The following is a 10,958-nucleotide window of genomic DNA, read 5'->3' as shown; positions in this document are numbered from 1 at the left end:
ATCATCAATTTTTCTTTGACACATCTTCTCAAATCCCCTTGACAACTGCCATACAAGCTTAACTTGTTACCAATGGTTAGTGGCTAATCACAGAAGGCATGACCATCGCGCAGACTGCGAATCCAACGTGAAATAACATCAAGAGCCCAGACTTCTTGAAGAAGTCTGGGCTCTTGGTATTCGGAGAAGTTTCCCTCTTCCTTCTTTCTGCTTCTTTCTGACTCCTGACTCACGATCGATAATTCATCCGTGCATCCATCTCATAATCCCTGTCGTGCCTGATTTCAGAGATTAACTTCCCAGCATTTGCAACTTGTACAAACTGGCATACAACCCTTCTTGCTGCAACAATTCTTCGTGGCTACCAGACTCTACTAATTGCCCGCGTTTGAGCACTAAAATACGATCGACATTTCGGATAGTCGAGAGCCTGTGGGCAATAATTATCGCCGTTCTGTCCGCCATCAAACGCTCTAGAGCTTCTTGGATTAAAGCTTCGGTCCCCACATCCAAACTAGCAGTGGCCTCGTCGAGCACTAAAATACTGGGATTGCGAATTGCGGCGCGAGCAAATGCTAATAATTGCTTTTGTCCCCCCGAAAGATTCGTCCCCCGTTCCCGCAATTGCGTATCGTAACCTTGAGGCAACTGTTCGATTAAACGGGCAACATTTGTCTTTTCTGCTGCTGCTTGAATTTCCTCAATCGAGTAATTTTCTCCCAAGCTAATATTGCTCTTCACATCGCCAGCAAATAGAAATCCATCTTGGATAATCACGCCTATGTGCCGCCGCAACTCTGCTTGAGGCAAATCCCGAATATCCACATGATTAACCAGAATCCGCCCTTGAGTAGGTTCGTAAAGGCGGCAGAGGAGACGGATAATCGAACTTTTGCCCGCACCGGTGGGGCCGACTAATGCTACTTTTTCGCCGGATTTGATGGTGAAATTGAGGTTTTGCAGGACGTATTCGTTTTCTTTGTAGGCAAACCACACGTTGTCAAATTGGATTTCTCCCGATTCTGAATTCTGCGATTTGGCATTTTCTCCCCCCCTTAGCTTGGGGAGGTTGGCGGGGGGTGATTGGGGATTGTTAGGCAATAAACGATATTCTGAACTTGCTGGATTTTGAGGATTATCTGCCAATTCTCGATCGAACGGAGACAAGTTGTAAGCCGTTGCCTCTGGATGTCCAGTTATCAACAACGGTGAATAACCTGCCCTTCTTCCTTCTTCCCTCTTCCCTCTTCCTTCTTCCTTCTTCCCTCTTCCTTCTTCCTTCTTCCCGCTAGTTGGATCTTTAATTTCAATGGGTTCGTTGAGAATATCGCTAATCCGTTCGACGGCGGTAAATCCTGCTTGAATTGCAGTGAATTTCTCAGCAAATTGCCGCAGCGGATCGAAGAGACGCTGAGCAAATAAAATGAATGCAGACAGAGTACCGAAGTTAAGATTACCAGCTAAAACCCTTTGACCGCCCATCCACAAAACCCCTGCGATGGCCACTAAAGCAATCCATTCTAAAGTCGCAGATACGGCGGAGTCGTAAAAGATAGTTGTGTCAACGGCTTTAATGTAGAGTTTATTGGTGACGCGAAACAATTCAGAGTTGAATCTTTCGCGGCGGAATAGCTGCACTACGCCAATACCAGTCAAGTTTTCTTGCAGTTGTGAGTTAAGGTCTGAAAGTTCTTCTCTGGTAGTGTAATTTGCTATGCGATATTGGTACTGGAAATAAATTATGACTGCGGTAATTGGTATCATCATCAGCACCAACATTAAAGCTAGTTGCCACTGCATGGTAAACATGAAAATGGCAATTACTAAAATAGAAAATAAATCGCTGACAATGCCGATCGCCCCTGAAGAGAAAACCTCTCCCAAAGCTTCTACATCGCTGGTGAGGCGAGTCATCAGTTTGCCTACAGGAGTGCGATCGAAAAATCTCACTGCTAGCGATGTGACGTGCGAGAACAAATCATTTCTAATATCTGTAGTAATTATTTGCCCTACTTTCGTGACTAAATAGCCTTGAAGTGATTGCAGTGCCAATCTAACTGTTATAGTTAGCATGAGCAAAACTGCCAGAAGATTCAATGCAGCAGATAAAGGCAATCCCCGCAAGAATTCGTAGGTAGGTTCCGAGCGAATTACCGAAATTGCCTGTCCGATGAGAATCGGTTGAACTGCTCCTGAGACTGCTAGCGGTACTAATAGTGCGATCGAAATAATCAGCAAGCGTTTGCTGCGGGTTGCGTAAGATGCCAACCTCAGAAATAACCGCCAGTCTGTTTCCTGGCCGGATTTGTTTTTGGTGTCTGTTACTGGTGAGGAAATTGTCATCCGATGTTAGATTTTAGATGTTAGATTTTAGATTGCAGAAGCTAGTATTCTGCTAAACTCGGGCGCTTTTGCTGAGAAGATCGAGCTTTTTTTTCGCTGCGCGGCTTGTAGGGCGGGCGGGCGAGATCAGTTCGCTCAGCTTTTAGCAAAAAAGCTGTACAATATAGTCCAACTAATAATTGTAGCAAATAGAGTCAGTCAAATTAGGAAATCTTCTACAGATCCAGCAAATTATCCAACCATACAGCGCTCAGTCACCCATATTTATTACAATTGCGGATACCCGCTACTTGCCACTTTATGCCTTTAGACATAGAGTCGGCCACTCGTTTTATTTGCTGGCTCAAATGCTGGATTTTCAAAATGCAGTTCACTGCATTGAAGAGATTGATTCTACATTTCACCGTCGTCTTAATGAAAGTGTATTAGACTTTGTACTGATAAATTATGCACGAAATAGAGACAGCCCGATTGTATCTGAGACAATTTACGCCTGAAGATTTAGATGAGCTGTACCGTATTTACAGTGATGCAGAAATAATGAAATACTTGAGAGGAGTTAAAACTAGAGAAGAAACAGAAATCGCCATTCATACCATGCTCCAACGTTGGGAACAAAACAACTTCGGAATGTGGGCTTTAGTACATAAAATAGACCGTAAATTGATCGGTCGCTGCGGACTTGCTTTTTTGGACAAAACACCGGAAGTTGAGCTTGGCTATGCGATCGACAAAGTTTACTGGAATCAAGGATTAGTCACAGAAGCATCTTTTGCTAGTCTAAACTATGGATTTGAAATATTAAAGTTAGAGAGAATAGTTGCCATCGCCCGCCCAGAAAATATCGCCTCCCAGCGGGTGATACAGAAAGTTGGCATGAAATATGAAAAAAATGCTCGTTATTACGAAACTGATGTACTATATTATTCAATCTCGCGAGAAACCTACGAGTCAAAAGTAGTTGTGTAGGTGTGCAATGCACACCTTACTGAATTTAAATTACTCACATCGCAATTTGTCATTATTGCCTGATGACAACTACGAAGTCCTTTGCAATTGCTTGTTAACTTTTTGAATTTTCTTAGCAAAATACTCTTGTCGGTGTCCCAATTTTTTAGCCACTTCTAACCCTTTTTGATAGGATTCCAAAGCCTTATCGTAAGCCTTCATCTCTTGATAAACTTGACCGATATTGTCATAAGTGTTCATCAATCCATAGAAATTGTAAGCCCGCTCTTCTAACAGCAACTGCATTTGATAAATCCGTAAAGTTGACTCCCACTGCTTTTGGGCTCGATAAAGTAATGCTAATTTATCTAAAGCTTCGCTAGCTTGGGCATATTGTTGAATGGGGACGGCTAAATTGTATGCTTCCTGATAGTATTGAGCTGCTAAATTGATTTGACCGATGGTTTGGTAATCGCTGGCGATCGCAATTTTGAGCGGTGGTATAGCGCTGGGATTTTGTAAGTTAAGATACACTGATGCTAGTTTTTCCCTGGCTGCGATCGCCTTTAGGGGTTGTTTCGACTGCTGGTAAACGTAAGCCAACTGTCTCAGAGTATCTACCTCAGTTGGAGGAGTTACAGGCTGCGGGGGCGCGCCGTTTCCCGCAACTACAGCAGAATTTTGCACAGCAGAATTAGCAGCAAATAAAGCGCGGTTTTCCTGAATTAAAGTTGCCAATTCCTCATACACCGGAGCAGCTTTATCGTAACTCAACCAATTGATGTGAATAAGCCCGATCGCCTTCAAAATCTGACCTTCAGCCAATATATCTTGCTTTTGGCGCGCATTTTCGAGAATTTCTTGGTAAACTTCTACAGTCGGGCCTTTAGCGCGCACCTGCTGAAAAGCTGCAACCAAGGTGGGGAGCAACTCAGTATTAAGTGGTACTTGGGATTTGACTTGTTTTTGAATTGCTTGCAAACGTTTGGTAATAAGCTGTAGTTCGAGGTTTTTACCATTACTCCAAGCAACACTTCCCACCCGACTCAAAGCAGCAATTTCCGCCGCCGGGCCCAGATACCTCCGCAGCCGCAATTCTCGGAACCAAATTTCAAAAGCACCCACGCCGTCTCCAGCTTGCATTTTAGCCGCTGCTTCTAAGTTTAACTCTTCCAAAGCCGCTGTCAGTTCGTCCCGCTGAGTGCTGCTCAAAGATTCGTTAGCGGGAGTTAGGGGATCGGGTGTTGTAATTTCTAGAGGATTAGGAGAAAATTGATCGAGGCCTGGTGGATTAGTTTGGGCGCTAGCAATAGAACCAGCACACAGCCACAAAAAAAGCAAGCACCCAATTGGCACAGAACTTCTCATAAAAATACTCGGTAAGTGGGAAACTCAGTGGCTTCAGCCCTGAGAGGAAAACGACCCGGCGGTTTCAACCGCCTTGAATCCCCGAAAGGGGTTGGAGAGGTCGAGTTGCCTCTCCGGTGAGGTATGGTTGCCTCAATCTCCTTTTCAGGGTAATGTTCGCTTCGCCAAGGTTATCGGGGCTTGTCACGCTTACAGCACTGTCTCAGTGACTTTAAGACTGTTTAACTGTAAACAACAGAGCGGAAAACTAGCGTCGCATCTTCCGGTGTTATGACCCCAATAACGTAGTCAGTGAAGACTTAGGCTGGTCAATACAGCTTGCTTGATTTCTCTTACAAGCTCAGTGGCTTTAGCCCTGAGTTACTGACTCTCAAAATTTGGTTGCCGCGATTCGGCATCTTTTCTGGAAACATCAAGTTTTGCATATCTACAAAACGGTATAAATTATGTCACAAAGATGGCACAAAAGCAAACTGTTCAACAAGAGCAACAAAATAAATGCCACCGCACTGAGCAATTATTGGGATTTAAAGACGCTGGGCGATCGCATTTTACGCTTATTTAGTCTAGCCCTTATTATCTTAACTGTTTGCACAGCTTGCGCCCCCCCTCCCGCAGTTGCTAGAGACCGCTCTTTTCCAGAAATGTCCTTAGAATTTTTGGGCGAGTACCAATTGCCAAAAATCAATTTTGAAGGAGCACCAGTCGGCGGTTTCTCAGGAATTACCTACGACCCCAAAGGTATTAGCGCAGTCACTTCCAAAGCTTATCGCTTTTACGCTCTTTCCGACGACCCCAGCGAAAACGGAGAAGCCAGATTTTACAGTCTCCGACTCGACCTCACATCAAGTGACCCAGCAAATATTCGCCTGAAAAAAGTTGCCGTTGAAGGCGTTACCTCCCTCAAAAAAGCAGATGGTGCAACCTTCTCTTGGGGTTCCATCAATCCCGAAGGCATCGCCCTTTCTCCCCGCAACTCAGTATTTGTCGCCAGCGAAGGCGTTACTCATGTTGGCATCCCTCCTTTTGTCGGTGAATTTGACCTCAAAACAGGGCAAATGCGGGGACAATTGCCGATACCAAAGCGCTATATTCCCGATGCCAGCGATGAAAAACAGCAGCAAGGAGTGGTGGAAAATTTAGGTTTTGAATCTTTAACCATCGACCCAGAAACTTTTAGTCCGGGCGGTCTCGATCCGTTTCGTTTGTTCGCAGCTACGGAAGCGCCGTTAATGCAAGATTTAGACCCAGAACAGGCAAGCAAAATCCGTCTTTTACATTATATCATCGTCGATAAAACGCCGCAATTAGTCTCAGAAAATCTTTACAACCTCGACCAAGTTCCCATGACTATTTTGAACGGTTTAACAGAATTAGTAACTGTCGGTGGCGGTCAGATTCTGAGTTTAGAACGTTCTTTTGGGCTGTCGGGATACAGCGCTAGGATTTATCAAGTAGCGGTTGGGGCGGCTACAGATACTTCGAGAATCCAGAGTTTTAAAGGTCGAGTGGCAATGGTCGAACCTGTTAAGAAAAAGTTGCTGCTAGACTTAAGCGAACTCGGAATTCCGCTGTACAATTTAGAGGGGATGACCCTCGGCCCGCGCTTGCCAGATGGCAGCCAGAGTGTAGTGTTGGTCAGCGACGACAATTTTGATGAAACGCAGAAAACTCAGTTTATCTTGTTGAGTTTAAAAAGCAAAAATTAGGTCAGAAGGGCGGGCTAGAAGCCCACCCCACAAGAAGAAGACTTATTCTTTGTGAAATAAGCCGGAAAGCCTGTTTAGGAAAACAGTTCAATAAACTTCACTCTTTGTGGAACAGGCATCTTGCATGTTCATGAAAATAGTATAAATGAGGTTAAATCAAATTTATCCAACTATAAAACATCCTAATCATGCCAAGTCGTAACACTTTGCACTTACCAGAAATCGAGCTTTCATACCTAGAATGGCAGCCAGAAACAGGGAAAGAAAAAGTTCCGCGTTTGCTGCAGCTGCACGGTTTAGCAGATAGTGCGTGTGTCTGGACTAGCTTGGGCAATTACTTGTCCAACCGCTATCATATTGTAGCGCCAGATATGCGCGGTCACGGAGAGAGTAGCAAACCGAAAACAGACTATACTTTTAAAAGTGCGATCGCAGATTTAGAAGCTTTGATGGCACATCTCAACTGGCCTGACGCACACATTTTAGGACATTCTTGGACGGGAAAACTAGCACCGATTTGGGCGAGGCAAAATCCCGATCGCTTTTGCAGTATGATTTTAGTAGACCCCATCTTCATCACCAAACTGCCCGCCGCGATGAAACTCACCCTGCCAATTGTTTACCGAAAATTAGACTGTCTCAAATGTGTGGGGCCGTTTGCGACTTTATCCCAAGCAGAAGCAGCAGCAAAACAATCGGGAGAATACGCAGATTGGAGTGACGTGCAGCAAATGGTATTCCAACACCAAATCGAACAAAAATCCGACGGAACTTGGGGCAGTAAATTTGCGATTGCAGCCAGAAATCAGATATTTGCAGAAGTGATGAAAGTTGCTGGTTTAACTGAAAATATTGAGATACCGACTTTGTTTGTACAGCCGGAAAAAGGCGTAAATCGCATGGATTGGCAAATGCAGCCATACAAGAGATACTTGAAAAATCTTACCGTTGCAAAAGTACCGGGGAATCACTGGTCTTTTTTGACTGAACCGGAAACTTTTAATCAAACTGTGGCAGATTTTTTAGAGGGCACAAGACGGTGAATTTAGAAATTATCGCACATCGGGGATTTTCGGCGATCGCCCCCGAGAATACTTTAGCAGCTTTTGAACTGGCGATCGCCCGTGGAGCTCATTCGATCGAATTTGACATCCAGCTATCCGCCGACAACGTACCAGTGATTTTTCACGACGCCACATTAGATAGAATCACTGGAGTTTCTGGCAAAGTTAGGGAAAAAACTCTGTCGCAATTGCAGACACTTAATGCGGGAAAATGGTTTAGCGATGAATTTTCACAAGAAAAAATTCCTACTTTAAAAGCCGCATTAACCATACTCAAAAAGGTTGGCAAATTTCTTTACTTTGATGTCAAACCTCACTGCGAGTGGTCTGACGCAGATGTCGCGGATTTTGTCAATACTTTGAAGGGCGAAGAAATCCAACACAAATGCGTTATTACCTCCTTTAACGCTCGATTTCTGGAACAAGTGCGGCGGCTATCTGGCGATTTGGCGATCGGACACATTGTTGCTAATTTAGAAGCATACAAAACTCAATTTGCTCAAGCTGTGGCGCATCGGGATAATTTGATTAGCAGTCAGTATCGCGTGTTGCTGGAAAACCCCGCACTAATTCAAGAAAGCCGGAGTCAGGGAGTTGACATTGTGACCTGGACGGTGGACGATCGAGCGGATATGCAAAAGTTAATTGATTTGGGTATAACGCGGATAGTCACTAATTGTTTGATATGATATTTTTAACCGCAAATGAAGGCAGATACACGCAGATAATAGATGAATTACTTTCGCAAAAGCATCCACGAAATGTCTGGCTATGTGCCGGGGGAACAGCCCCCGCTAGGCACAAAAATTATTAAACTAAATTCTAATGAAAATCCCTATCCACCTTCTCCCAAAGCCTTAAAAGTGCTTCAGGAAATAGACGGAGAAATGCTGCGGCGCTATCCAGATCCAACTGGCAAAAGTTTCCGCATTGCTGCTAGTAAAGTTTTGGGATTTGCTGACGATTGGATTGTTGTAGGTAACGGCAGCGACGATTTATTAAACTTGATAGTTCGCGCTGTGGGCGAATCAGGGAAACAGATTGTTTGTCCCGCGCCAACCTATGTATTGTACCGCACTTTGGCAGAAATTCAAGATGCCGAATTTGTTGAAGTTCCTTATCCCGAGGACTACAAGTTACCAGTCGATTTGCTAATAGCAGCCCAGGGTGCAGTGACGTTTATAGCTTCGCCAAACAGTCCATCGGGAACAGCCATATCTATTGCAGATTTGGAGAAACTGGCTAAAGAGTTATCGGGCATTCTGGTTATCGACGAAGCTTATGTAGATTTCGCCGAAGAAAATGCTTTGAACTTGACAAAAAAGTACAGTAATGTTATAGTTTTGAGGACGCTTTCAAAAGGTTATTCCCTCGCAGGATTGAGGCTGGGTTTTGGCATAGCAAATCCGGCGCTGCTGGCAGAATTAAATAAAATCAAAGACAGCTATAATGTGGATGCTTTAGCCTATGCAGTGGGGGCGGCTGCGATCGCCGATCGAGACCACAAAATAGCCAACGCCGAAAAGATTAAGGCTTCCAGAGCAAAACTAGCCGTTAGCTTCCAGGAATTAGGCTTTGACGTTTGGCCCTCGCAAACCAACTTTTTGTTAGTTAGGCCACCACAAGGCGATGCAGAAAGAATTTATCAAACACTCAAAGTACGGGGAATATTGATTCGATACTTCAATCAGCCGCGATTAGAAGACAAATTGCGGATTAGTGTAGGTACGGAGGAACAAAATCAAATATTGGTTAAAACTTTGAAAGAAATTCTCTAAATAACGATCGCACTAAAATTAGTTTCTAATAATAACTTTAGTCGTCTGATTTTTATGAGGACTTGCATTCCTGACTACACACAGCTTGATTACGGATAATTATTAGGATTATCAATCGCCAACCCTGCCGACTGAGCAAGATCCAGCAATCTGTTGTCCGCCGAAACAAAAATTAGTTGAGTTTCTGGCATTGATGTTAAAAGAGATTGAACGCGCAAAGCAGCCGCCAATTGCACAGCATCATAAGCCCGCAGTGGATATTGAACAATCAATTCACCCGCCCTTTCAACCAGTGCCTGATCAACTTCGATAACTCTATACCGACTATTGAATTCAGAGCGAAACTTTGCAATAAGTGCAGTAACTTCCGCAGCAGTTAAACCGCCTTCACGTTGTCTGCGTGCAAAAGCACTAAGAACTTCCACCCAGGTGATGCTGACTAGAAGCAGCGAGTTACCAGTCTGGGAATCCGTGAGCGTTTTTATCCAAGGGCTGCCAATTTCAACCACATATCTTTTGATGAGGGCGCTGCTATCCAAAAAATAAATGTTTACCACGGGCCGCGATCCTCGATAATTATTTCTGATAGAGGCTTGCCCGGTTTTGCCCCTAACCTTTTAGCCAATTCATACACATCTTCATCAGTGACAGCCTCGACGTTATGGGGATTGTTAGGTAGTGGAGTCACCAATCCTCGGTCAACTAAAAACTGGATTGCCAATTCTGCCTGCTTTTTTGGATCATCTGGCCAGAGTTGAATCTGCACAGTTTCCCCATCCTTGAAAGACACAGAACTCAAGGGACGAAAAACCCCGTTTTCGTAGATAGCAGTAATAGTTTCTGGCATAATTAGCCTCTTAATTAAATGCTTTGACTTATTGTACTTCTTTTAATTACTTCGTTGCCACCACAGCCAAATTCCAAGCCAAGCGCTTCATCAAAGGCAACTTTTTCAAAAAGCCATCCAACTCTTCTAACCGAGAGTATTCCGGTTTCAATCTATCTTGTTCAATGATAATCTTTTTCCAATAACGCTCCTCATTTGGATGCACTTTTTCGATTAAATAAAAACGCAAAAAAATCCAAAGCGATGTCAGCCAAAAGGTATCATAAGCCGTCTCCGAAAACAAAGACTTGACAAAATTTACAATATTAATATCTAAAGGAGTTTCATCCTCCGTCCGCACCTCTGTCGCAATCCTGCGGTAAACATTAATCACAGGATTGTGCTTCATCGGGTCCCAAAAACAAGCTTTTCCCCCAGGCTTTAGGACGCGGTGCATTTCGCGAATTGCCTTTTCTGGTTCAGGCAAATGGTGCAACAAATTAGAAGCATAAACAATATCAAAACTATTGTCCGGGAAATCCATCGCCATTGCATTCACCGTGCAGCCGTCTATTTTGACGCCGTTTTTATCAGCCAATTTCAGGGCAACTTCTACCATACCCTGAGAATAGTCTGCCGCCACACAATTTGCACCTTTTTTAGCAAAATAAACGCTATTTTCTCCCGCGCCGCAGCCTAAATCTAACAGGCGTTTGCCTGTAATATCGCCCATTTGCTTGAGGATAAATCTATTTTCTGGGGCGGTACAAGCTTCAAAATAATCATTGACTCGAATGCCGTCTATATCGATTGTGGATGCCCAAGCATCGTGGAATTGCCGCTCTTTTTTTAAAGTTTCTTCTTGCATTTTTTAGGGTTTGTTGTTGCTAAAAAAGATTTTAATTTTTAACCGCAGATGAAC

10 protein-coding genes are annotated in these 10,958 nt (G+C 43.9%); 5 read left to right on the top strand and 5 right to left on the bottom strand.

Features of this window, described 5'->3' with window-relative positions; all coding sequences use genetic code 11:
* Window positions 1-291: 291 nt before the first annotated feature.
* Window positions 292-2,343: an ABC transporter ATP-binding protein gene (locus tag QUA78_RS21735; protein WP_333399011.1), complete on the bottom strand. Its 2,052-nt coding sequence runs from the start codon at window positions 2,341-2,343 to the stop codon at window positions 292-294.
* A 447-nt stretch (window positions 2,344-2,790) separates the two neighbouring features.
* Here QUA78_RS21735 and QUA78_RS21730 point away from each other — a divergent pair, with 447 nt between their 5' ends.
* Window positions 2,791-3,312 (top strand): GNAT family N-acetyltransferase, encoded by a 522-nt coding sequence (locus tag QUA78_RS21730; protein WP_333301480.1) that lies wholly within the window; start codon window positions 2,791-2,793, stop codon window positions 3,310-3,312.
* A 69-nt stretch (window positions 3,313-3,381) separates the two neighbouring features.
* Here the strand turns inward: QUA78_RS21730 and QUA78_RS21725 are convergent, their stop codons facing one another.
* Window positions 3,382-4,659 carry a tetratricopeptide repeat protein gene (locus QUA78_RS21725; RefSeq protein ID WP_333301481.1) on the bottom strand — a complete coding sequence of 426 codons (1,278 nt, stop codon included), beginning with the start codon at window positions 4,657-4,659 and terminating at the stop codon, window positions 3,382-3,384.
* 446 nt (window positions 4,660-5,105) lie between these two features.
* Here QUA78_RS21725 and QUA78_RS21720 point away from each other — a divergent pair, with 446 nt between their 5' ends.
* The 4 genes from QUA78_RS21720 (at window position 5,106) to hisC (ending at window position 9,210) form a co-directional block, all read left to right on the top strand.
* On the top strand, window positions 5,106-6,368 hold the full coding sequence (locus QUA78_RS21720; RefSeq protein WP_333301482.1) for an esterase-like activity of phytase family protein: 1,263 nt from the start codon (window positions 5,106-5,108) through the stop codon (window positions 6,366-6,368).
* Between the two features lie 188 nt (window positions 6,369-6,556).
* Window positions 6,557-7,411 carry an alpha/beta hydrolase gene (locus QUA78_RS21715; protein WP_333301483.1) on the top strand — a complete coding sequence of 285 codons (855 nt, stop codon included), beginning with the start codon at window positions 6,557-6,559 and terminating at the stop codon, window positions 7,409-7,411.
* On the top strand, window positions 7,408-8,121 hold the full coding sequence (locus tag QUA78_RS21710; RefSeq protein ID WP_333301484.1) for a glycerophosphodiester phosphodiesterase family protein: 714 nt from the start codon (window positions 7,408-7,410) through the stop codon (window positions 8,119-8,121). Before QUA78_RS21715 ends, QUA78_RS21710 begins: the two co-directional genes overlap by 4 nt.
* Window positions 8,122-8,163: 42 nt before the next feature.
* A complete protein-coding gene (hisC, locus tag QUA78_RS21705) occupies window positions 8,164-9,210 on the top strand; it encodes a histidinol-phosphate transaminase (RefSeq protein ID WP_333301485.1) in 1,047 nt (348 codons plus the stop codon).
* An 89-nt stretch (window positions 9,211-9,299) separates the two neighbouring features.
* Here hisC and QUA78_RS21700 read toward each other — a convergent pair whose 3' ends face one another.
* The 3 genes from QUA78_RS21700 to QUA78_RS21690 are packed head-to-tail and all read right to left on the bottom strand — an operon-like array spanning window position 9,300 to window position 10,904.
* Complete coding sequence (locus QUA78_RS21700) at window positions 9,300-9,749, bottom strand: type II toxin-antitoxin system VapC family toxin (RefSeq protein ID WP_333399010.1); 450 nt, start codon at window positions 9,747-9,749, stop codon at window positions 9,300-9,302.
* An 11-nt stretch (window positions 9,750-9,760) separates the two neighbouring features.
* Window positions 9,761-10,057 carry an antitoxin family protein gene (locus tag QUA78_RS21695; protein ID WP_333038430.1) on the bottom strand — a complete coding sequence of 99 codons (297 nt, stop codon included), beginning with the start codon at window positions 10,055-10,057 and terminating at the stop codon, window positions 9,761-9,763.
* Between the two features lie 46 nt (window positions 10,058-10,103).
* Window positions 10,104-10,904, bottom strand: coding sequence for a class I SAM-dependent methyltransferase (locus QUA78_RS21690; protein WP_333301487.1), 801 nt, complete (start codon window positions 10,902-10,904; stop codon window positions 10,104-10,106).
* Window positions 10,905-10,958 lie beyond the last annotated feature (54 nt).

Origin of the sequence: Microcoleus sp. K4-B3 (assembly GCF_036704615.1) — a bacterium.
Taxonomy (GTDB): Bacteria; Cyanobacteriota; Cyanobacteriia; order Cyanobacteriales; family Microcoleaceae; genus Microcoleus.
This window is presented reverse-complemented; position numbering and strand designations above follow the sequence as displayed.

Coding starts and splice junctions, on each gene's coding strand:
- QUA78_RS21735 (WP_333399011.1), bottom strand. CDS start 2,343: ATGACAATTTCCTCACCAGTAACAGACACCAAAAACAAATCCGGCCAG.
- QUA78_RS21720 (WP_333301482.1), top strand. CDS start 5,106: ATGTCACAAAGATGGCACAAAAGCAAACTGTTCAACAAGAGCAACAAA.
- QUA78_RS21690 (WP_333301487.1), bottom strand. CDS start 10,904: ATGCAAGAAGAAACTTTAAAAAAAGAGCGGCAATTCCACGATGCTTGG.
- QUA78_RS21715 (WP_333301483.1), top strand. CDS start 6,557: ATGCCAAGTCGTAACACTTTGCACTTACCAGAAATCGAGCTTTCATAC.
- hisC (WP_333301485.1), top strand. CDS start 8,164: ATGAATTACTTTCGCAAAAGCATCCACGAAATGTCTGGCTATGTGCCG.
- QUA78_RS21695 (WP_333038430.1), bottom strand. CDS start 10,057: ATGCCAGAAACTATTACTGCTATCTACGAAAACGGGGTTTTTCGTCCC.
- QUA78_RS21725 (WP_333301481.1), bottom strand. CDS start 4,659: ATGAGAAGTTCTGTGCCAATTGGGTGCTTGCTTTTTTTGTGGCTGTGT.
- QUA78_RS21730 (WP_333301480.1), top strand. CDS start 2,791: ATGCACGAAATAGAGACAGCCCGATTGTATCTGAGACAATTTACGCCT.